23 protein-coding genes are annotated in these 21044 nt (G+C 45.0%); 2 read left to right on the top strand and 21 right to left on the bottom strand.

Translation table 11 applies throughout. The features are described from left to right. Positions 1-110 precede the first annotated feature (110 nt). The 21 genes from modA to Q338_RS07555 form a co-directional block, all read right to left on the bottom strand. Positions 111-854 (bottom strand): molybdate ABC transporter substrate-binding protein, encoded by a 744-nt coding sequence (gene modA, locus Q338_RS07455; RefSeq protein ID WP_034293730.1) that lies wholly within the window; start codon positions 852-854, stop codon positions 111-113. A 259-nt stretch (positions 855-1113) separates the two neighbouring features. Continuing rightward, positions 1114-1554: a DMP19 family protein gene (locus Q338_RS07460; protein WP_034293733.1), complete on the bottom strand. Its 441-nt coding sequence runs from the start codon at positions 1552-1554 to the stop codon at positions 1114-1116. A gap of 65 nt (positions 1555-1619) precedes the next feature. Beyond that, positions 1620-2240, bottom strand: coding sequence for a Smr/MutS family protein (locus Q338_RS07465; protein WP_034293736.1), 621 nt, complete (start codon positions 2238-2240; stop codon positions 1620-1622). Positions 2241-2369: 129 nt separating this feature from the next. Continuing rightward, the gene (locus Q338_RS07470; protein ID WP_034293739.1) at positions 2370-2975 is read right to left on the bottom strand and encodes a DUF2238 domain-containing protein; all 606 of its coding nucleotides are present in this window, start codon (positions 2973-2975) and stop codon (positions 2370-2372) included. Positions 2976-3016: 41 nt separating this feature from the next. Beyond that, complete coding sequence (locus Q338_RS07475) at positions 3017-3580, bottom strand: NADAR family protein (RefSeq protein ID WP_034293741.1); 564 nt, start codon at positions 3578-3580, stop codon at positions 3017-3019. 141 nt (positions 3581-3721) lie between these two features. Then, positions 3722-4117 (bottom strand): hypothetical protein, encoded by a 396-nt coding sequence (locus tag Q338_RS07480; protein WP_034293744.1) that lies wholly within the window; start codon positions 4115-4117, stop codon positions 3722-3724. Between the two features lie 42 nt (positions 4118-4159). Beyond that, positions 4160-4936, bottom strand: coding sequence for a 16S rRNA (adenine(1518)-N(6)/adenine(1519)-N(6))-dimethyltransferase RsmA (gene rsmA / locus Q338_RS07485; protein WP_034293747.1), 777 nt, complete (start codon positions 4934-4936; stop codon positions 4160-4162). Between the two features lie 86 nt (positions 4937-5022). Continuing rightward, positions 5023-6354 (bottom strand): tetratricopeptide repeat protein, encoded by a 1332-nt coding sequence (locus Q338_RS07490; RefSeq protein ID WP_034293750.1) that lies wholly within the window; start codon positions 6352-6354, stop codon positions 5023-5025. Positions 6355-6458: 104 nt separating this feature from the next. Beyond that, complete coding sequence (locus tag Q338_RS07495; protein ID WP_034293753.1) at positions 6459-7232, bottom strand: TatD family hydrolase; 774 nt, start codon at positions 7230-7232, stop codon at positions 6459-6461. Positions 7233-7315: 83 nt separating this feature from the next. After that, on the bottom strand, positions 7316-7678 hold the full coding sequence (locus tag Q338_RS07500; protein WP_034293756.1) for a PilZ domain-containing protein: 363 nt from the start codon (positions 7676-7678) through the stop codon (positions 7316-7318). 38 nt (positions 7679-7716) lie between these two features. Beyond that, complete coding sequence (gene holB, locus Q338_RS07505) at positions 7717-8700, bottom strand: DNA polymerase III subunit delta' (RefSeq protein ID WP_034293759.1); 984 nt, start codon at positions 8698-8700, stop codon at positions 7717-7719. 40 nt (positions 8701-8740) lie between these two features. Next, on the bottom strand, positions 8741-9220 hold the full coding sequence (locus Q338_RS07510; protein ID WP_034293762.1) for a CinA family protein: 480 nt from the start codon (positions 9218-9220) through the stop codon (positions 8741-8743). A 130-nt stretch (positions 9221-9350) separates the two neighbouring features. Next, the gene (locus Q338_RS13750; RefSeq protein ID WP_051968541.1) at positions 9351-9740 is read right to left on the bottom strand and encodes a hypothetical protein; all 390 of its coding nucleotides are present in this window, start codon (positions 9738-9740) and stop codon (positions 9351-9353) included. A 28-nt stretch (positions 9741-9768) separates the two neighbouring features. Beyond that, positions 9769-10920: a THUMP domain-containing class I SAM-dependent RNA methyltransferase gene (locus Q338_RS07520; protein ID WP_034293768.1), complete on the bottom strand. Its 1152-nt coding sequence runs from the start codon at positions 10918-10920 to the stop codon at positions 9769-9771. A gap of 53 nt (positions 10921-10973) precedes the next feature. Beyond that, a complete protein-coding gene (locus Q338_RS07525) occupies positions 10974-11651 on the bottom strand; it encodes a M15 family metallopeptidase (protein ID WP_034293771.1) in 678 nt (225 codons plus the stop codon). A gap of 53 nt (positions 11652-11704) precedes the next feature. Beyond that, positions 11705-12736: a hypothetical protein gene (locus tag Q338_RS07530; RefSeq protein WP_169815857.1), complete on the bottom strand. Its 1032-nt coding sequence runs from the start codon at positions 12734-12736 to the stop codon at positions 11705-11707. Further along, positions 12733-13674: a DUF2167 domain-containing protein gene (locus Q338_RS07535; RefSeq protein ID WP_034293778.1), complete on the bottom strand. Its 942-nt coding sequence runs from the start codon at positions 13672-13674 to the stop codon at positions 12733-12735. The genes Q338_RS07530 and Q338_RS07535 overlap by 4 nt, the downstream gene beginning before the upstream one ends. A gap of 379 nt (positions 13675-14053) precedes the next feature. Continuing rightward, the gene (locus tag Q338_RS15475; RefSeq protein WP_051968542.1) at positions 14054-15019 is read right to left on the bottom strand and encodes a YecA family protein; all 966 of its coding nucleotides are present in this window, start codon (positions 15017-15019) and stop codon (positions 14054-14056) included. Between the two features lie 112 nt (positions 15020-15131). Continuing rightward, complete coding sequence (modB, locus tag Q338_RS07545) at positions 15132-15800, bottom strand: molybdate ABC transporter permease subunit (RefSeq protein ID WP_034293781.1); 669 nt, start codon at positions 15798-15800, stop codon at positions 15132-15134. Between the two features lie 211 nt (positions 15801-16011). Continuing rightward, positions 16012-16830: a DUF6348 family protein gene (locus Q338_RS07550; RefSeq protein ID WP_051968445.1), complete on the bottom strand. Its 819-nt coding sequence runs from the start codon at positions 16828-16830 to the stop codon at positions 16012-16014. A gap of 61 nt (positions 16831-16891) precedes the next feature. Then, the gene (locus Q338_RS07555) at positions 16892-17872 is read right to left on the bottom strand and encodes a PhoH family protein (protein WP_034291774.1); all 981 of its coding nucleotides are present in this window, start codon (positions 17870-17872) and stop codon (positions 16892-16894) included. A 215-nt stretch (positions 17873-18087) separates the two neighbouring features. Here Q338_RS07555 and Q338_RS07560 point away from each other — a divergent pair, with 215 nt between their 5' ends. After that, positions 18088-19785 carry a ShlB/FhaC/HecB family hemolysin secretion/activation protein gene (locus Q338_RS07560; protein ID WP_034291792.1) on the top strand — a complete coding sequence of 566 codons (1698 nt, stop codon included), beginning with the start codon at positions 18088-18090 and terminating at the stop codon, positions 19783-19785. Between the two features lie 230 nt (positions 19786-20015). Further along, positions 20016-21044 (top strand): two-partner secretion domain-containing protein (locus Q338_RS07565; protein ID WP_034293784.1); only part of this gene is annotated, 1029 nt, incomplete at its 3' end.

Genomic DNA, 21044 nt, shown 5'->3' on the forward strand with positions numbered 1-21044 from the left:
TCTTTCAGGCTGCCTGTAACCTGTCCCCTCTCCCGCTTGCGGGGGAGGGGACAGGTTTGTGGTTATTTCAAAAAATTGTCGTGTACTGAAAGGCTACCTGAAAATAAAAATTACGGCTTGGCAAAACCATAACGGCGCAACACGCTTTGTCCTTGTTCCGACAAGATATATTGTGTGAAACGCTGTGCGGCGGCGGTGTTTTTGCTGTGCTGGGTCAGCGCAATCGGATAAACCACAGGCGTGGGCGTGGGGATTTCGGCGGCAATCTTCAGCGTGGTTTGTTTCAATTGCGCGTCTGTGCGATACACAAAACCCGTGTCCACTTCGCCGCGAGACACATAATCCAATGCTTGTCGCACATTTTGCGTGTAAATGTATTTTGGTTTCAATGGGTTGAATAATTTTGTGTGGTTTAATGCGTCTTGGGCGTATTTGCCTGCTGGCACGCTGTCGGGTTTGCCGATGGCGATTTTTTTCACGCCGATTTGTTGCAAATCATGCAATTTATTCAAACGATTAGGCGAATTTTTCGGCGTAATCAACACCAGCGTGTTACGCGCAAAATTTCGGCGTGTGCTTGGCTGAATTAAATTTTGCTGCGCGGCTTTGTTCATGGTGATTTGGTCGGCGGTGGCGAACACGTCCACAGGCGCGCCCCGCGCCAATTGTTGCAGCAAAACGCCTGAAGCGGCGGTGTTGAGCTTGATTTTGTCTTGCGGATACTGTTTTTGGTAATGCTGGGCGATGGTTTGAAACGCGTCTTTTAAACTGGCGGCGGCGGACACGGTAATCTCTGCCGCGTGAACGGGCGTAGCGGCGAGCAAAGCCAGCAGGGTTAAAGTTTTGACATTCATGATTTATTTTTTCCTGAAAAATGGTTGAGAATGGTTTTTCAGGCTGCCTTTGGGTACGCGACAATTTTTCAATCACGAATCATGTAGGGTGCGCCGTGCGCACCAGATTTGCTGAAATATTTTAATTATTCAATCATTTTGGTGCGCACGGCACACCCTACGATTATTTTTGCCGTGTACCAAAAGGCAGCCTGAAAACCAGTTGGCAAGCATAACAAAACCCTGTTCCAGTATTCAACTCTCATAAAGAATTAGTTTTTCAGGCTGCCTGAAATTTGGCTAAATTCGCCGCCACATATTCGCCAATCAGGGCAAAATCATCGTCCACGCAATCATAAAATTCGCCGTCCCATTCTTCAAAATCGGGGAAACGGGCGCGTAAATCGGCGATTTGTGTGCCATCTTCGGCGAGTTGCTCAATTTGTTCGCCAAATTTTTGGTAAAGCGGTTTGACTTTGTCCAATACTTTGGGGACGGCTTTGACGCGCCACCGCCGCAAACTGTCCGCCACAGGATTGTCAAAAATATAGCTGCCCCAGCCCGAAGCCAGTAGCTGCACAAAACCACCGTCTTGCACTTCATTGTCCAAATAGACAAAGGCGAGTAGGGTGTGTTGTTCATCGGAAAGCGCGTCGCTGCCTTTTTGTTCCATGATTTCAAGGTATTGGGCGGCGAGTGTGTAGAGTTGTTCTGGATTCATCATAAAATATAATCAATATGCTTTCAGGCTGCCTGAAAAATGGTTTTTTGAATAAAATAAAGGGTTTATTCGGCATATGGGTCTATACGGCGTGGACGTTTAATCAGAATGCGAACCGCGCCATCATTACCCTTGCGCGGTTCACAATACGCCAACACATCAGGGTGCTGCATGAGCCAACGGCGCACCAGCGATTTCAAAACTGGCGTGTAACCCGATGAACCCAAACCGCTACCGTGTACAATTTCGCCACACACACCGCGTTGTTTCACAAATTCAATAAATTCGTTTAACACTTGCTGCGCTTCTTCCTGCGTGTAGCCGTGCAAATCCACATCAGCCACCACTTCATAATGCCCATTTTGCAAGCGTTTGATGTCATTGCTGCCCTGACCATTTTTGCTGAATGTGGCGGGAATGTCCACCATGTAACCTTCGCCCACATAGAAAAAATGCTCTTCCGCCAAATCATTGGATTTGGGGCGTGGTTTGATGGGGCTGCGGTCGGGTGGGGCGATGTAGGTGTTGTGGGGCGCAAGCGGTTTCACGTCTTTCATGGCGGCGGCAAAACTGTTGTCTTCTTGCTCTTGCGCTTGTTTTTTGGCGATGGCGGCGGCGAGTTCACGCGCTTTGGCTTCCGCTTGGGCTTGTTTGTGGAGATTTTTTAAACTGTCTTTAAAGGGCATTTTTTATTTTTTCCTAGATTTTTTGATTAATCATTTTGTTTTCAGGCTGCTTACGCACCGAAATTTCAATTATTTAAATGATTTGGTGCGTGGTACGCACCCTACTTATTTTTCAGGCAGCCTGCCATTTTACCGCTTATCAGGTCGCACAAAAACATACACAATTAACGCCGTGATTGCCCCCAAAGTATCCGCCAAAATATCCTTTTGCGCGTCCCAAATATCGCCCTGTGAACCGAGGAATTCAATCCCCGCGTCCCCACCTTCAATCACCGCATATTGCCACTCAATCACTTCATAAGCACCCGCCACCGCCATAATAAAAAACAGCGCAAACCACATCGCCGTACCAAACGTACATTTTTTCTTACGCAACAACCATTCCGCCATCGGAAACGCATAAAAACCAATAATATAATGCGCGAAACGGTCAAAATGATTGCGCCCTTCGCCCAAAAGCGGCGACAAAATCCGATTGCCCCACTCAAACGGCACATCAGCAAAAGTATATTTTGCACCTATCATGTGTAAAAACAACCACATACTCATCAAAACATACGCCGTATTGCTGAATTTAAATTTGGGATAGGTAAACAAAAGTGCGCCAAAAACCACAAACAAAGGCGTGGCTTCCGCCCACCACACCGCGCGGTCGGCTGGCGCAATCCCCGCCCACAACGCTAAAATCACAAAAAGAATCGCCAAAATTAGCGGTGTACCATGTTGTTTTATCATGATTTTTCTCGTTAATTTAATTTTCAGGCAGCCTGAAAAATCTATATTAATTTGGATAACACTAATTGCTGGCGCACTTTCATCAACGCAAAACCCAATAAATTCAAACCTTGCCATTTTAATGGGTTTTCCAAAAATGCACTGTCTTGCGCCAAACCAATGCCCCAAATTTTATCAACAGGGCTGGCTTCCACCAAAATGCGCTCGCCCGTATTCAATAAAAAAGCTTTTAAATCTTCGTGTTGTGAAAATTTTGCCCAATTTGCCTGAAAGACAATGTCTTCACGATGTTGATACCAAATTTGCTCATCAAAATGGGCAATTTGCCGCCCCAAATCTTTGGCTTGTTTTGGGTGTTTGCTGGCAAGAATTTGCGCCAAAATCACATTATCATCAAATAATTCCGCTTTTTTCGCCATCATAAAATGTTCGGCGGTGGGGTAAACAATATTGTCCACCACAAAATCTCGCGGAAACCATTGACTGAAAACCGCTTTGTCAATTTGATTGTCCGATTTGGGCGTGTGTCCCCAAAAAGGCAAATATTTGAATTTTTTGCCTTGTTGGTGGGCTTGTTGTAAATCTGATAAATTTTGAATCATCATGAGAAAATCCTTTCAGGTTGCCTGAAACTCAAATGGATTCAATAATTTCAAACCCATATTCTGAAAATCTTTCAAATTGCGTGTAACCAACACAAAATCGCATTATTTTAATATCCATATTTCATGTTGCCTGAAAGTTGATTATTGATTTGAATTTTCTATTAATTTATCTGCCGCTACCAATGCTTCATGATGATTACTCAATACTTCTAAACCATAATCTATGCGCCCACCATAACGACAAAAAACCGTTTCACCATTTTGATTATTGTCAAAACGAATACACCAATGCGGTAATTCGCTTACACGAAATTCATCTATTTTGCGGGCGCGAAATGTTTTACCATATTTCATCAACCAGTTTTGCCAAACGGCGGTTTCGGCAGGGGTTGCTTGGCGTTGTTTCAAATTGCCAAATGTTTGTGTTGGTAAACTCAACCACAGATGTTTCATGGAATCATCAAATACAGGCAATTCAGTATGCGAACACGCGCTTAATGATAAAAGTACCATAATCATAAAGGGTAATTTTTTCATATATGATGTATCTCCATATTTTCATGCTGCCTGAAAAAGATTTTACACTTTACTAATCAAATAATTGGACAGTTGCACATAGCATTCAGGCGCAATCTCTTCCGCGCGTTGCTGGGGCGAAATGCCGACCGCTTGCAAATCGTCATCGCTGGCAATGTCTTTCAGATTATTGCGCAGCGTTTTGCGACGTTGATGAAAGGCTTGTTTGACCAAGTCGCTGAAATGCTGGAAATTTTCTGCTTTGCCAATGCGATTTGCCACAGGAATCATGCGGACAACCGCCGAATCCACTTTGGGGGCTGGCTGAAAACTTTCGGGCGGCACATCAATCAGGCTTTCCATATCAAAAAAATACTGCAACATCACGCTCAAACGCCCATAATCGTTGCTTTTGGGCTGGGCAACCATGCGTTCAACCACTTCTTTTTGCAGCATAAAGTGCATATCAATCACTTCATCTGCCACTTCGCTCAATTTGAACAGCAGGGGCGTGGAAATGTTGTAGGGCAGGTTGCCGACAATTTTTTTCTTGCCCTGAATTTGGCGGAAATCAAATGCCAACACATCGCCTTCGTGTATGGTCAATTTTTCGGCAAAGGTTTGTTTTTTCAGAAATTGTATGATGTCGCGGTCAATTTCGCAAACGTGCAAACGGTTCAGTTTTTGTGTGAGTGGTTGGGTGATTGCGCCCAAACCCGGTCCAATTTCTATCACAATATCATCGGCTTGCGGACGAACGGCATGCACAATGTCGCTGATGATGCGCGTGTCTTGCAGGAAATTTTGTCCAAATCGTTTGCGGGCTTTGTGTTCGGTCATGGTTGTATCATCTCAAAAAGTTGCGCGGATTATATCAAAAAAAGCGTTCAGGCAGCCTGAAAAACGGTTTCAGGCTGCCTGATGATTTAAAGCTGGTTAAATGTCCATGTAACATCTTCTTTTTGTTGCAACATTCGCCCAGCCATATCCGCAAATTCGTAAGGTGATTCGGAAGCAATCCGCAAATAGCGTAAACCTGCGATTTTGTTTTTCTCCACGCCTTGCTCGCCATACAAACGCATTCGCCCCAGCAAATATGCCGCATAAGCCGAGCCAGCTTCGGCGGATAAAGCCAGTTGTAAAACATTTCCTGTGTAATAACAGGCTTCTAGCACTTCTTCAGCTAATTGGCTGCCAGTTAAAATCACGTCTTTGTATAATTCGTGTGCGGTCGGCAAATCGGGGCGCACGCCTTCGCCCAAGCGGTAGCATTCGCCCAAATGGAATTTGCATTCGGCGGTGTGTTCCCATTTTTCTTCGGCGGCGCGTTTGAGCAATTTGAATGCGGCGCGATGTTTGGGTTCTACGGGCTCAATAGCGCGATAGGGGCTGTTTTTGGGTCGCCATTTATTGAATGTGCCTGTGCGGTAATAGATGGCGAGTGTGTAAAACGCAGGCAAAATCCCAGCTTCCACCGCGCTTTGCAAATATTCCACCGCAAAAGTATCGCTTTGCGGCACGCCTCTGCCGTTGATGTAGCACAATGCCAAATGATAATAGGCAAGCGGATTGTGCAAACTGCTGGCTTGTTGAAAGCAAGCGGCGGATTTTTCAGGATTGCGTTGCAGTAAATCACTGCCTTGATACGCTAAACCCAATTCTAACCATGCGGCTGGGAAATTCAAAGTTGCCGCTGCCCGATAAAATTCCAAAGCCCGATGGGGATAATGCTTTTGTCGCTGCCACAAACCTGCGGTAAACAGACAATAGGGATTGCGCTGCATGGCGTGTTTCAAAACGGTTTTTTGGAAAAATTCTTCGTAAATTTCATCGGGTTCAGGGTAGGGTTCATTGGGTGGTTGGGGAACAACGGAGACACGTTGGGTTTCATCGTTCCATTGTTTCATGTAAAAACCCATACGGAACAATGGAAAAAGTTGGTAGGGAATTTTGTGCTGCGGCACAGTAATTTTGCCGCGAAAATACAGGTGTGGGTCGCCCCAACGGTCGGTAACGGTAAAAGTGTGCAGTTCAGGCAGGGTGTTTTTGGGGCTGGCTGCGTCCACTAAAATGACTCCAATCGGTTCACCATCTTGATAGTAAACTGAGTCCCAAACGCGCATCATACGCGCTTCTTTGACACGACCGTGTTCTTCATGTAAATACAGCACCACATCACCCCGTTGCGCCAACGTGTTGTCGGTGTAACGTAGCGGTTGGGTCGCTGATTCATAAGTATTCGCGTATTGTTCTTGCATGGTTTATTCTTACATAAATGAAACAATAAGGCTGCCTGAAAACTAGCAACAGTGATTTTAGCATAAGCAGTTGCCCAGAATAAATATTTTTCTTAACGAAAGCATTACACCATCGGTACTACTTTACTGAATAGACGGTAAAAATTTTCAGTAGTGGCGGCGGCAATGGTTTCCAATGATTCGCCGCGTAATTGGGCGAGAAATTCGGCGGTGTGGCGCACATAAGCAGGTTCGTTGCGTTTGCCGCGATGGGGCATGGGCGCGAGAAAGGGCGCGTCCGTTTCCACCAAAATGCGGTCAAGCGGGCAATATTGTGCGGCAGCCTGAATATCTTTGGCATTTTTGAATGTCAAAATACCTGAAAATGAAATATAGTAGCCCAAATCCAAAGCGATTTTGGCAATGCGCGTGTCTTCCGAAAAACAGTGCATCACGGCTTGTTCTGCGCCATTTTCCGCCAAAACGCGCATGGTGTCGTCTGCCGCTTTGCGCGTGTGAATGATGAGCGGCAAACCAGTTTGTTTAGATGCTTGAATATGCGTGATAAAACGCTGGTGTTGCCAAGTCAAATCGCCCGTACACCAATGATAATCTAGCCCCGTTTCGCCTATGCCGACCACTTTGGGGTGTTGCGCGTGTGCAACAAGTTCATCTAGCGTGAATTCTTCCGCCGTTTCGCTGTCGGGGTGTATGCCGACTGTGGCGTAAATATGTGGATTGTGTTCGGCGATGGTCAGCACTTCGCGGAAGGTTTCACGGCTCACGCTGATGGCAAGTGCTTGTGTAACCTGATTATTTTGCATATTGGCAAACACTTCAGGCAGCCTGTCGCGCAAACCGTCAAAATTAATATGGCAATGTGAATCAATAAGTTGCATAAAAAAATTCCTATTTCAGGCAGCCTGAAAATGCCGATACCATTTTATGAAAACGGTATCGGCATATTTATTTGAAAAATCAATTACATGGTGTAAGTAGCGCGTTCATTGTTCAGCAAGCCGCTCAAAATGGCTTCAAACTCATTTTTTGCCTTAATGCCTTGCTCATCGCTGCCGAATGCCAAACCAATCCCTTTTGGGCGACCTGCCGCGCTGGGGTTGGAATTAATCCAGCAAACAGTTGTTGGCAAAAGGAATTTTTTCGGGTCAGACGCGCCAATCAGTTCCAACATCAACATCACTTGTTCGCCCATCTGAAAGGTGTCGTTGGTGGGCAAAAACACGCCGCCATATTCCACAAATGACATATAGCTGGCGTAAATAATCGGCTTACTTTCCAAGCGTAAGCTCAACATCTTGGGGGCGGCTTTAGGGGCTTCACTCATTTGGATTATCCTATTAATAATTTGAAATTAAATCATTTTTAGCGATTTTTATTTTGTGTCAAAGTTAAATATTCACACAATAAATCTTCGGCTTGCATTTTAACATTTAAGCTGTGGTGTCCGTAAGGGGCTAGTGCGTTTAAGGCAGCCTGAAAACGAAAAAGTGTCGCAGGATTGGTTTTTGCCGCTAATTTATTCAGGCTGCTTGCATGTTGCGGATAGTAAAGCGGCGACATTTTTTGTTGTGATAAACCTAAATCAATCAACCATTTGGCTATCCAGTCCAGCAAATCTGCGAGTGGTAATTTGGCTTTATCGTATTCGGCAGCGTAATCTAAAATGGCGAGCAATCTGGGTTCTATTAATACATTCAATAATTTATCGCGCAATTCGTCTTGTTCGGGTGCGTGAGGGAATAGGGGCGCGTGGCTGTGAAAGGCGAGTAAATTTTCTGCATTTTCAATATTTTGGGCTTGCACAAATTGTAAGGCAGCCTGAAAGCTGGGCGCAGGCAAAATCAGTTGGCGGCAACGGCTTTTGATGGTCGGCAAAACACGGTCGCGGTTGTGGGCGACCAGCAGAAATACAACGGCTTCGGGCGGTTCTTCCAAGATTTTCAGTAGGGCGTTGGCGGCTTGCGTGTTGAGCATTTCGGCTGGATTAATCAGCACCACGCGCCGCCCACCACGCAAGGACGATTGTGTGAGTGGCTCTAAAATGGCGCGAACTGCGTCAATTTTAATTTGCAATAATTTGCGTGAACTGCTGCCATCTTCGGGTAATTCAGGCGAAAGTGGGTAAAAATCAGGGTGGGAACCTTGTGTAAATAAATGGCACGATGGGCAGACACCGCAAGGCTCGTGTTGCGCTTGCGGCGTTTCACAGAGCAGGGCTTGGGCGAAATGTTGGGCAAAGGCGATTTTGCCTGTGTTTTGTTTGCCGATGATGAGCCATGCGTTGGCTGGGGTGTGCCAATGGGCGGTGATGTGTTGCCACGCGGTTGTGTGCCAGTTGTAAATCATGGTTTTATTGGGGATTATTGGGTTTTCAGGCTGCCTGAAATTATTTTTCTGATGTTTTTAAATAATGTTCCAAAATGGCGAGTGCGTATTGTACGGCTTGATGGCGAATTTGGTTGCGGTCGCCTTCAAAACGGTGCATTTTTGCCCAAATGCGCTGCTTGGTCGCAAAACCAAACCATACGGTGCCAACGGGCGATTTTTCCGTGCCGCCATCGGGTCCTGCCACGCCTGTAATGCTCAAAGCGTAATCGTTGCGCGTGGCAACCAATGCGCCCAACGCCATTTCACGCGCCGTTTCTTCGCTAACTGCGCCGTAATGGCGTATGGTGTTGGCGTTTACGGTGAGCATTTGCGTTTTGGATTGATTGGAATAGGTGATGAAGCCGCGTTGAAAATATGCCGAGCTGCCTGCAATAGACGTGAGTTCTGCCGCCAACAAGCCGCCTGTGCATGATTCGGCGGTGGTGATGGTTTGTCGGCGCGCGGTTAATTCTTTGGCGATGTATTCTAGTTTGGTCATGATGTTCAGGCTGCCTGAAAGGTTGAAGTGAAGTATCGTTATTGTAAAAGATTTTTAACATTTTGGCGTGGGTTAATGTGAACTTGTTTCGTGGCTGCAACATTTCAGGCAGCCTGAAAAGATACAGCTCCTACGATAATCGCCTAAATATTTGAATCAAAAACAATAATAGCGGAATATGTGCCACCGCAAACGCCCACAAAGGTTCGCCAAAACCCAATTGGTTGCTTGCCCACAGACTATTGTCCAGTTCAATCAAATAATAGCACGCCCACAAAAACAGCATATTCACAACATAAGCCGCCACCGCCAATTGTTGCGACCACATCGCCATCAATATTGAAAATACAAATGCTTGCAACGCCCACACCAGCAAGGTCAAATCATCGCCACCAGACGAAACGGGGTACAGCCATGCGCCGTCATCGCCACGCCCAACGGGTAAAGCGGTTGGCATTTGCGCCAAATACCAACCGAATACTATATTGATTATGCTGAATAATATGATGATTGGGCGCATTTTTTCAGGCTGCCTGCAACATCATTCATTACTTATCCCGATTGCTGCCCGACACCATATCCAACAAAAACAATCGGCAATCCAACTGCCCATTGTACAAAGGAATTTTGCGTTTCGGTTTCAAGCGCATCAGTTTCGGCATATCCATATCGCCCGACAGCAAACCAATCGTCCAGCCAGCATAATGCTGTTTCAGCCAGCTACCCAACTGCGGATACAGCGCGTGCAATGCCTGTACTTCCGCCAAACGCACCCCATAGGGCGGATTGGACACCACAATCCCCTTTTCGCCATTGGGTCGCGTGTCTTGCGCATCCAAAGTATTGAAATCAATAAACATATCCACTTCTGCTGCGCGTGCATTTTCTTGGGCGATTCGGGTCATGGCGCGGTCGTTGTCGCTGGCAGCGATTTTGTTTTTGGGTTTATCGTGAATTTGGGCGCGGGCTTCTGCTTTCAATTTTACCCACAAGGCTTTGTCAAAATTCAAAAATTGTTCAAATGCAAAACGGCGGTTTAAGCCAGCCGCACGGTTGAGCGCAATCCAAGCTGCTTCAATCGCAATCGTGCCACTACCGCAAAACGGGTCTTGGAAAGGTTGCAAGCCGTCATAGCCTGCCAACAGCAACAAACCTGCCGCCAAATTTTCGCGCAATGGGGCTTCGCCTGTGTCTTGGCGGTAGCCGCGTTTGAACAGGGTTTCGCCACTTGTATCGATGAAAATGGCGACATTTTGCTCGTCCAAAAAGGCGTGAATGCGGACATCGGGGCGATTTTTGTCTATGCTGGGGCGTTCGCCGCAATGGTCGCGGAAACGGTCGCATACGCCATCTTTGATTTTTAGGGCCATAAAATCAAGGCTTTTGACTTTGGCACGTTTGCCTTCCACTTTCACGCGAAAGGTTTGATTGACTTTAAACCATTCTTGCCATTTGAGATTTTTGGCGGCTTTGTAAATGTCGTCTTCGCTGCGATAGCTGGCGCGTGTGAGTTGCAGCAACACGCGGCTGGCGGTGCGGCTGTGCAAATTGGCGCGGTAAACTTCGTTCAGGCTGCCTTTGCAGGCTACGCCGCCGTCTGTTGGGGCGATGTGGGTGCAGCCTTGTTGTGCCAATTCTTGCGCCAAAATGGTTTCCAAACCGCGTGGGCAGGTGGCGAATAGGGTGTATTCGGTGGTCATAGTTTTGTTTCTTTAAGTTAAATTTTTGGGATTTTCAGGCTGCCTGAAAATCATCACGCCGCACAAATATTCAAAATATGTTTTTGATAAATATCAGGTAATAATTTCAAGACTAAATCTTTGCCTGCGATTTCACTTTGTGCAATCACATCTGCCAATATTTCCACTTTTAAATCTTGAGTGGCTTGGCTGGCGATGGGTTGGTAACTCAAATGCCAAGGTTCGGGAAACATACCGCCTTGAAATTGACGATAGGGGCGAAAAAAGCCAAATTCTTGAATATGCTCATCTAACCATTGATGAAGTGGGTGGAAAATGCCGCCTTGCGCCACTTCTTCGGGCAATAATTTGGGTTGATAATGTTCGGGCATGGCTGCGCCGTCCACCACATCAATTTCTGTTCCCCAATGATGACGGCTGGCGGCTGGCAATGCCGACCAATCCAAAATATGCCAAATAATTTCTTCTTCGCTCATATTGTCTCGGTTACGCACTTGACCGTGTATATCATACAGGGGTTTGCGCCCTGTGTATTTGTAATTCCAAATCCGCACTTGAGTGGCAAAATCGCGAAATGAACTGAATGGCAGTAAATCAAAACCGTCTTTTTTCGCGGCGGCTCGCATGGCAAAAAATGCATCTGCCACTTCTGGGTGGGCGGCAAAACGTGGTTCAAAATGTTGGATAATGTGGCTGCGGGCGCGACCTGTGATTTCCAGTTCTGAAAACATGGGTTTTCCTTGATTAAATGGTGTTTTTTGGGTTTTCAGGCAGCCTGAACAGTTTAATATTTGGGCTGTGGCGTTTGTTTTTTCAAAATGGCTCGGGCGGTTTGCACAATGTCTTTTGGGATAGCATTTTGATAAACATAGGAAATCCACTCTATTTCTTGACCTTGTTTGGTTTCAATCGTTATCCATGCCCCCTGTCGATTGCGATTGAAATAAATGCCACGCAAATCTTGCCATGCCACGAAAATGGTTTTTTGTCTGCGAAAACGCGGATACAGGGTCAAACCTTCACGGTTCATTTGGGCAATGATACGCATGGGTTTGGGCGGTTTCGTTAAATGGCGATAAGCAGCATACACACAGAATAAGAACAGGGCAACACTGCCCACTCTCTCATTCCAAACCAACAAGGATAAGAATACAACAGGGTAAATCAATATCATATTCAACAGAAATAGGGGTGTGATGCTGTCATAATCATTGGTTTGCCAAATATGCTCAAAATCTGGCTGAAATAGGGGTTGGCTGGGTGCTTGTCTCTGCCGTTGGATTTGGTGGTATTCTTTTTGGATTTCACGGACTTGTTGATACGTTAAACGCGGCAGCAGCAAGCGCGTGTACCGCTTTTCGCCATGCAAAACAGTCAAAACCACAGGCGTATCATCACGGCTTACCAAACCTGTAATATCCTCCCATGCAAATTGTCGCAAAACCTGATGACGGTAGCCGATGATTTTCAAGCCGTCTGCGTCCATGATGAGCGCGGGCGAACGGGAAAACAAATCGCGCCAACCCAAAGCATACGCCGATACCACGCACAACACCAGCACACCCGTTATCACATACCAACGTAAACCAATTACCCCCAAACTTAACCACGACAGCAAAATAATTACCGTCCAAGCCGTAAAAGCCCATGCACGCCAAATACGTTGCTGTCGGTAGCCGTACCAAATATGGGTTAGTTGTGGTGTGTTGTTCATCATATTCAGGGTAAAAAAGGTTTCAGGCTGCCTTACAGCACACGACACTTTGTGATGTTGCCACTTTTGTCGTGTACTGTCAGGCTGCCTGAAAACCATCATTCAGCATTATCATGGTTTTCATTGTCTTTTTTGCGTGAAAACAATTTTTTAATTGCCACCCAAATCGGAATCAATGCCAACACCAGCAGTTTGCCGAATTTCGCAAACAACACGCCCAGCATGGCAAACAAACCCAATTTTTTCGCAGCCAAGCCGCCCACCAAAGCCGCCAAACCGTATTCTGCCACTTTATCGGTGGTGGGGTTGAAATCGGTGTAGCGCAAACCTTCTTTAAACTCAATTTTGCTCAATAAATCTTGTGCCACCAATTTGTCTTGCGCGATGGTTTTGTCGCCTGTAATCAAGGTTAAATTGATGTAACCCTTTCTGCCCAAAGCATAAGTGTTGTAATTGACTGCGGCTTCGCCATTGGGGTCGCTTTTTTCGCGCACGTCCACCGACCAAATCAGGCGATGGGTTTGCGCGTCATAATGTGGTTTTTCAATCCAATCTTTAACCATAATCGCTGAAATGCCTTTTTCGGCACGCACTTTATTTTGTGCTTCTGTGCCATCTTTCAGATTTTGCAACATTTCATCGGCTTTCCAATCTTTTGCGTCATCGTCTTTGATGTAGCCTGATTCTTCGTAGCTCAAATCAAACCACCAATCGGGGGATTTATCGCCTTGTTCTTTGGGGAAAATCATGCCGTAGCGTTTGGGATTGACCGAGTTGCCAAACATTTCTGCCAACTGATTGGCTTCATTTTTTTGCAAAAAAACCATGTTTTCAGGCAGGCTCAATGTGGCTTCATTGCCCAATTCAATGGTGGTTTTGCCCTGCACCGCTTTTTTGAACAAAGCGTCCAAAACCTGTTCTTGCGATGAAGTGGACGACACCACCGTTTCAGACGCTGCCTGTTGTGGTGCTGCCTGAACGTTGGACATTGCCAGCAGCAAGCTGGCACACAAAATACCCATGTGTTTTTTGATGAACATGATGGATTCTCCTTAGTAAAATCACAATAATCACGATAAAAACTGTTTGGCTGCCTGCAATCTGTTCCCTCCCCTGTCTGGTGGGAGAGGGAGCAGGTTCGTGGCAACATCAAAAATTGTCGCGTGCTGTAAATGTAACGTGAGTTTGGGATAAAAATCATTGATAAATACACCCTCTCTCCAACTCTCTCCCATAGGGAGAGAGGGGTTGTTGGTCAATTTACAGTTACTTATCCCAAATTCACGTTCAGTGTAAGGCTGCCTGAAAAAATTTGCAAACTACATTGCCCTACACAATAAAACGAGAAAAGCTGCCTAAAAACCCATTTTACACATCACAAAACAATTTTACTTTGATGTGAGTAAGCTAAACATAACATCACGCCCCACAACATTTTTTGTATTTTTTGCCACTGCCGCACGGACATGGGTCATTGCGCCCGATTTTGGGTTCGGTACGGATTTCGGCTTTTTGATACACGGGCTGCGGTTTTTCTTTTACGGCATATTCTTGATGATATTGGCTCAATAAATTGTTCATTAAGCTGGGTTCAGGATTGAGCATATCATCAAATGAAGAACCCAAATATCTCAATTCATTGTAATTGGGTTTGGGCGTGGCACGTTCGGTGCGTAAGCCTAATTTGATTTCAGCGTCTTCCAAATCGCCGCAAATACCCAATAACACGCGTTCTTCTGCAAAAACTTCCCGAATTAAATCAATATAATCAAGCGATAATTTCGGGCTAAAATTCAAAGCGTAAGACAGGATAAACGCATTGTATTCATCATTGTGCCATTCGTATTTGCGCAAAATATTGAATAAAAATTCAATATAATCAGAATGATATTCAGGTTTTTCTTGAATAATGCTTTCCCACGCATCAAAACAGAAATAAATGCCGTATGGATTTTCCTCGCTGGACATATCTGCAATGGCTTGTTTGAGCAGGGAAATGGCTTCCACGCCGCCATTGGCAAACAATTGATGGTAGCCATAATCTGATGGAATATCGTTGTGTTTTTGCGATTGCGTGAACGCCAGCAAATATTGCAATGTTTTCAGGCTGCCTGATAAATGTTGAAACGCTGAATGCAATAAATTTGCCAATTTCTCAAAATACTCTTCGTATTCATCATCTGTAGCTTGCTCACTTAATGTATCAAATAATTCAAAATTATCCATCAATTCGCGCAGCATAGTGCACAAAACAGGCAAATCATTTTCCTGAATATTCAATGATTTGAGTACTTTTTCTGTGTCTTGCGTTTTGGTTGCTGCCACAATTTCGGTAAAACGGTTTTGTTGTTCAAAAGTCAATTCTTTGAAAGTTAAAATCTTCATTGTTGATGTCCTTAATAAAATACAGTAGGGGATGTTATCCATCACGAAACATACATGATTTGTGCATAAAAAGCACCTGATAATTGACGGAATAGTCGTAGAAAAGCCGTTTTTAGGCTTGATAACGCGGTTTGCTCAACACCTGCGTTGCCCATAAAATCACAATACACACGGCAGAAATGATGATAACCAATTGATTCGCCAAATTATCATCGCCAGCTTGCACCGCTTCATACACGGCGATGGATAAAGTTTGCGTTTCGTTGGGAATGCTGCCTGCAATCATCAATGTTGCGCCAAACTCGCCCAAAGCCCGCGCAAACGCCAGCAGCAGCCCCGCCAAAATTCCGCGCCACGCCAAAGGCAAGGTAACGCGCACAAAAATCGCCCATTCAGGCAGCCCCAGCGTTCTAGCGGCTTGTTCTAATTGCGGATTAATATTTTCAAACGCCGCACGCGCAGGTTTCACAATCAGGGGAAAAGTAACCACCGCCGCCGCCAATACCGCGCCTTGCCATGTGAAAATCAAATTAATCTGGAATGTGTTGTGCAGCCATTGCCCCAACGCGCCTTGTCTGCCAAATAAAACAAGGAGATAGTAGCCCACCACAGTCGGCGGCAAAACCATAGGCAGGGTAAAAATCGTGTCCAATAAATCACGCCCGATAAAGCGGCATTTGGCGAGCGCGTAGCCTGTGAGTGTGCCAAAAATCAGATTAATCAGCGTGGCGCAAGTGGCGACTTTGAGCGATAGAAATAGGGCAGGGAAGATGGTTTCCATTTGTTTTGATTAAAAATTTTGTAAAAATAAAAATGGGCGGATAGGAAAATCCACCCATTATACGGGATTGAATGTTTCAGGCTACCTTTCAGTACACGACAAAAATCTTTCAGGCTGCCTGTAACCTGTCCCCTCTCCCGCTTGCGGGGGAGGGGACAGGTTTGTGGTTATTTCAAAAAATTGTCGTGTACTGAAAGGCTGCCTGAAAAAATCAATTGTCATTTTCCAGCCAATTATCGGGCTGATTGCGGATAATAATGTATTGTTTTCTAAACGCCATGCCTTCGCCAGCCCATGTTTTCGCATAATTTTTCAATGAATCCAGCGCGTCTGCCCAATCTTCGCCATTTACACGACAATCGGCGTTGTATTCGCCCTCGTCATCGCGTGAAACAAAAATCCGAATGGCGTAATTTTCCGCAGATTTCAACAGAGGTTCAAAGGCTTGCAAACTTTGTGTGAACAAACAGCATTCGCAAAATTCGCCATGCGTTTCACAGCTTTCTGCGTTTTGTTCACTTTCGTCTGGGGCGGGGTAAAAGCCGACCGAACCCAATAAAACCAAGCGTTTCAATGCTTCATTTTGAAAATCCATGTTTAAATACAAGTGATTGGCTTCATCGGGGCGAGCCGCGTCCCACAAGGTTTCCCAATCGGTTTTCAACCAAGTATCAAAGCCGCTTAACAGGGCTTCGTTCAGCGTTTCGCGTCCGCCAAATGAATATTGGTATTCAAAAATCCCATTGGGGAACAATTCTTTATGATGAATTTGAATGGTGGACGCGCTGCTAAACGAGCCGTCATTCAATTCAAAATTCCACAAAGCAGGCAGAAAATAATAGCCCGTATCGGGTTGATACAGCCAATATTCGTCCACAATTTCGGTTGGAATGTGATTTTCCGCTAATTTTTCTTGCAATAATAGGGCGACATTGATGACATCTTCGCCTGATTCGCCCGATTCCGTTTGCCAAGTGAGCGTGATGATGCCGTCATGGGCGGGGTTGTTGTCTAATTTTTTTAATTCCATGATGAAATTTCCTTAAAATACAATGGAAAAATTTTTTCAGGCAGCCTGAAAACTTAAAAACTTATTTCTCCAAACTCAATTCTGTGTGCTGATTATCCGCTTCTTCATAGGCTTCCACGATTTTTTGCACAAGTGGGTGGCGCACCACGTCTTCGCTGGTAAAAGTGTGAAAATACAAGCCTTCCACATCACGCAATTTTTCGTTGGCATCGCGCAAACCCGATTTGATGTTGCGCGGTAAGTCAATTTGGCTCAAATCGCCTGTAATCACGGCTTTTGTGCCAAAGCCAATTCGCGTTAAAAACATTTTCATTTGCTCGGGCGTGGTGTTTTGCGCTTCGTCCAAAATCACATACGCGCCATTGAGTGTGCGTCCGCGCATATAGGCAAGCGGAGCAATTTCAATCAAGCCTTTTTCCATCAATTTGGTTACACGGTCAAAGCCCATTAAATCATACAGCGCGTCATAAAGTGGGCGCAAATAGGGGTCCACTTTTTGCGCCAAATCCCCTGGTAAAAAGCCCAATTTTTCGCCTGCTTCTACGGCGGGTCGCACCAAAACAATGCGTTCTATTTGGTGTTTGTCCATTGCGTCCACTGCTGCTGCCACCGCCAGATAGGTTTTGCCCGTACCTGCGGGTCCGAGTCCAAACACGATATCGTGATTGAGCAAGGCGCGTATGTAGCCGTTTTGACGCGGTGTGCGTCCGCCTATGCTGCCGCGTTTGGTGTGGAAATAGTAGGCGTGGTTTTTATCTGTTTTTTCAATGTGTTGATTGTCTGCGGTTTTGGCCTCTACGGCGGCGAGGTTGATGTCTTCGTCTGACAATTCGCGCTGCTCGGCAATTTCCATGAGTGCAACAAGGGCATTGCGTGCGGCGTGGGCGTGGCTGCCTGAAAAGGTGAAATGGTCAAATCGGCGGCTGATTTGCGTGTCCAACAGTCGTGATAGGGTTTGCAAATGTTCGTCTAATGCGCCGCATAATCTTTGTAGCGCAACTGGGTGGTAATCTTCAAATTGTAAATGAACAGTGTGGCTCATATTTTGCTTGGGCTTTCGGGTTGGGATTTGCAGGCTGCCTGAAATCATATTGAATCTATAGTTGGGCAGCCTGAAAAATAGGTTCACAAAAAAATTCCCCAAATTCTACACCTAAAAAAGCATTTCAGGCAGCCTGAAAATAGGCAAGTTAATCTTAATCTTTACATTATGATATAATGAAAAAAATTGTTAATAAAAACTTGAAAATCAGCACCATGAACACACAAAAACAAACACTCGTTTCCATTATGCTGGTGTCGGCGGCAACGGCGCACGCGGTGGATTTGCCCACCGCCACCCAGCAAGCCAACGATGATTGGCGCAATCAGCAACAAAAAATCCAAGAATTGCAACAAGAGCAACATGAAAAAGCCGCTTGGACTTTGCAACAAAATCAAGCCAATCAGCCTACCAAATCAGGCGCAGACCGCTTTATCAAATCCGATAAAGAACGCGCCGAAGAATTGCAAGCCGCCACCGAAAGCACGGAATGTTTGCCGCAAAGCAAATTTGTCATCACAGGCATGAATTGGTTAGACCCCAATGATTTCAGGCTGCCTGAAAATGAATGTTTGAGCGCGAAAACTTTGAATCAGTTAAGCCGTGAGATTACCGCCGCTTACATTAAAAAAGGCTATGTCAGTACGCAATTGGATTTTACCAATGAAGGCGACACGGTAACGATTGCCGTGCGCGAAATGAAAATTCGGGAAATCACAGGTGGTAGTCGTAAGGTAAATGTAGCAACCTTGTTTCCCAATCATAAAGATAAACCCTTAAACGTCCAATATTTAGACCAAGGCATTGACCAAGCCAATAAAGTAAGCGGCAACAATGTCAGCATGGACGTGTACCCCCACGATGACGGCACGGCAACCATTGAATTGAAAAATGAAGCCAGTAAACCATGGTTTGGGCAAATCACGGTGGACAATAAGGGCAGTAAATCCAATCGGGCGGTGGCGCGATTATCGGCGGGTGTGGCGAGTCCTTTGGGGCTTTCAGACAGCCTGTATGTGGGCGCGTATGCGAATATGGCGCGAAATGAAAACCACAGTCAGGGTGCGAATGTGTTTTACACCGTGCCGTATGGTGTGTGGACGTTTAGCGCGTATGGTAGCGTGTCAGATAGCCGCAGCGTAACCGAATTTGCGTCTGGTGCTAAATTAAATTACGACAGCAAAAACAAAGCGGCGGGCGTAAAAGCCGAGCGCATGATTTCGCGTGGACAAAAACACATTACCTATGCCCATGCTGGTGTGGATTATCTGAATATTTTGAGTGAATACGGTGGCAGCAAAATCGCCATGCAAAGCCCCAAATTGGGTGTGGTGCAAGCAGGTTTGTCGCACACGCAAACTTTGGATAAAGGCGTGTGGTTGAGCGATTTGACCGTAGAACGTGGTACACGTATGTTTGGTGCGAAAGACACCGATTTGTCGCCATTTACCAGCCAATTTACCAATTTTGTGGCAAATACCACCTTGTCGCAAAACCGCCGTTTGGGGCAGAGCAAATGGATTTTGCGTAACCAACACCGTGCTTCGGTGCAATTTAGCGATGATGATTTGTACAGCACCAAACAAATTGGCGTTACCGACCGTTCTTCTGTGCGCGGTTTTGCCAATCTGACTTTAAATGGCAATAAGGGTGCGTATTTAAACAATACAGTATTTGCAAGACGTTATTTGGACAATGGCTTTTATATTGAACCATATTTGGGTGCGGACGCTGGTGTGATTAAAGATGAAACAGGCTGGCAACGCGCGTTTGGCGGTACAGTGGGTTTAAATTTTGCTTATGGCAGTAATTGGCAAATTAATTTGGAAAATGCTTATGGTGTCGCATATCCGAAACAATCTGACAAAATTCGTCAGCAGCAAGTAACCGCGTCCATTAAGTTTTTATTCTAGTGAAAATGCGATTGTTCAAAAAAACGGTGTATTCCTTTTTATTTTTTGAGAATTATTATTAAATTTAGTATGGATTTCAGGCTGCCTGAAGATTGTCCATCTTTTGAATTATGCTGGAATCATGATTTTTGGTTTTTTTGTGATAGTAAATGTAAAGAATTGGCATGAATTATGCTTCATTAGGAGAACATCTAACCTCTGTTGATTCATTTTACTTAAAGGATTCAATTATGAATACTCAACACAAATTATCTACAACGGGCAAATTGGCTGTGGTTATTGGCTTGGCTTATGCCACCCCCACATTTGCAGCCAATATTGAAGCAGTGCAAGGTGGTGCACAAGTTAATCAAAAAAATGGCGTAGACATTGTTAATATTGTTAAGCCTAATGCACAAGGTTTATCGCATAACCAATACAATAAATACAATGTATCTGATAAAGGTGCAGTATTAAACAATGCTTTACAAGCAGGTCAATCACAATTAGCTGGTTCATTGCAAGCCAATAAAAACTTTAATGGTAAAGCAGCTGAAGTGATTTTAAATGAAGTTGTCAGCAAAAATCCTTCTTTGATTTTGGGGCAACAAGAAATTTTCGGTATGGCGGCAGATTATGTGCTGGCTAACCCGAATGGTATTACTTACAACGGCGGCAACATCATCAATGCACCACGTGCATCTTTGGTGGTGGGTCAAGCTGAAGTAGTAAAAGGCAAAATTGATAATTTTAAAACCACAGGTTCAGGCAGCCTGAAAGTGGATGGTGCTTTGGGTGGGGTGTCTATTTTGGATTTGGTTGCACCTAAAGTGATTGTAAATGCAGGTGCTAAAATTCATGCTGATAAATCAATTAATGTGGTATCAGGTAAAAATAAAATTGGTTACAGCAATGGCGCAGTAGAGGTCATTACACCAGAACGCAGAGAGCGTCCTTTAGATGGTCAAATTTTTGGTAGCATGAATGCAGGTGCAATCCGTATTTATGCTACTGATGTTCGTGGTGATCAAACCGTGAAAGGTGCTAATATTAACGCTAACAATAGTGTAGATGTATTTGTAGGTGGTCAATTAGATGTTGCAGGCTCAGATGTGTCTGGGAAAAACATCAATTTGAATTCACAAAATACCACTATTGATGGCATCGTTTCACGTACTTTAAACAGTTTGCCCAATACTACAGAAAGTGGTACTTTGGCACAAAATGTTAAGTATACCAAGCAAGAAGATTCTAGCACTCAAACATTTAAAGCCAGCAAT

It is taken from the genome of Alysiella crassa DSM 2578 (assembly GCF_000745955.1).
In the GTDB taxonomy this organism is placed as follows: Bacteria; Pseudomonadota; Gammaproteobacteria; order Burkholderiales; family Neisseriaceae; genus Simonsiella; species Simonsiella crassa.

Bases quoted from the DNA above. Each gene is read 5' to 3' on its own strand.
- Q338_RS15475 (WP_051968542.1), bottom strand. From the start codon at position 15,019: ATGAAGATTTTAACTTTCAAAGAATTGACTTTTGAACAACAAAACCGT.
- Q338_RS07500 (WP_034293756.1), bottom strand. From the start codon at position 7,678: ATGAGTGAAGCCCCTAAAGCCGCCCCCAAGATGTTGAGCTTACGCTTG.
- Q338_RS07475 (WP_034293741.1), bottom strand. From the start codon at position 3,580: ATGATGATTCAAAATTTATCAGATTTACAACAAGCCCACCAACAAGGC.
- Q338_RS07460 (WP_034293733.1), bottom strand. From the start codon at position 1,554: ATGAATCCAGAACAACTCTACACACTCGCCGCCCAATACCTTGAAATC.
- Q338_RS07535 (WP_034293778.1), bottom strand. From the start codon at position 13,674: ATGTTCATCAAAAAACACATGGGTATTTTGTGTGCCAGCTTGCTGCTG.
- Q338_RS07520 (WP_034293768.1), bottom strand. From the start codon at position 10,920: ATGACCACCGAATACACCCTATTCGCCACCTGCCCACGCGGTTTGGAA.
- rsmA (WP_034293747.1), bottom strand. From the start codon at position 4,936: ATGACCGAACACAAAGCCCGCAAACGATTTGGACAAAATTTCCTGCAA.
- Q338_RS07470 (WP_034293739.1), bottom strand. From the start codon at position 2,975: ATGATAAAACAACATGGTACACCGCTAATTTTGGCGATTCTTTTTGTG.
- Q338_RS07495 (WP_034293753.1), bottom strand. From the start codon at position 7,232: ATGCAACTTATTGATTCACATTGCCATATTAATTTTGACGGTTTGCGC.
- Q338_RS07510 (WP_034293762.1), bottom strand. From the start codon at position 9,220: ATGACCAAACTAGAATACATCGCCAAAGAATTAACCGCGCGCCGACAA.
- Q338_RS07490 (WP_034293750.1), bottom strand. From the start codon at position 6,354: ATGCAAGAACAATACGCGAATACTTATGAATCAGCGACCCAACCGCTA.
- holB (WP_034293759.1), bottom strand. From the start codon at position 8,700: ATGATTTACAACTGGCACACAACCGCGTGGCAACACATCACCGCCCAT.
- Q338_RS07530 (WP_169815857.1), bottom strand. From the start codon at position 12,736: ATGATGGTTTTCAGGCAGCCTGACAGTACACGACAAAAGTGGCAACAT.
- Q338_RS07555 (WP_034291774.1), bottom strand. From the start codon at position 17,872: ATGAGCCACACTGTTCATTTACAATTTGAAGATTACCACCCAGTTGCG.
- Q338_RS07550 (WP_051968445.1), bottom strand. From the start codon at position 16,830: ATGGAATTAAAAAAATTAGACAACAACCCCGCCCATGACGGCATCATC.
- Q338_RS07525 (WP_034293771.1), bottom strand. From the start codon at position 11,651: ATGTTTTCAGAACTGGAAATCACAGGTCGCGCCCGCAGCCACATTATC.
- Q338_RS07480 (WP_034293744.1), bottom strand. From the start codon at position 4,117: ATGAAAAAATTACCCTTTATGATTATGGTACTTTTATCATTAAGCGCG.
- Q338_RS07465 (WP_034293736.1), bottom strand. From the start codon at position 2,240: ATGCCCTTTAAAGACAGTTTAAAAAATCTCCACAAACAAGCCCAAGCG.
- Q338_RS07560 (WP_034291792.1), top strand. From the start codon at position 18,088: ATGAACACACAAAAACAAACACTCGTTTCCATTATGCTGGTGTCGGCG.
- modB (WP_034293781.1), bottom strand. From the start codon at position 15,800: ATGGAAACCATCTTCCCTGCCCTATTTCTATCGCTCAAAGTCGCCACT.
- modA (WP_034293730.1), bottom strand. From the start codon at position 854: ATGAATGTCAAAACTTTAACCCTGCTGGCTTTGCTCGCCGCTACGCCC.
- Q338_RS13750 (WP_051968541.1), bottom strand. From the start codon at position 9,740: ATGCGCCCAATCATCATATTATTCAGCATAATCAATATAGTATTCGGT.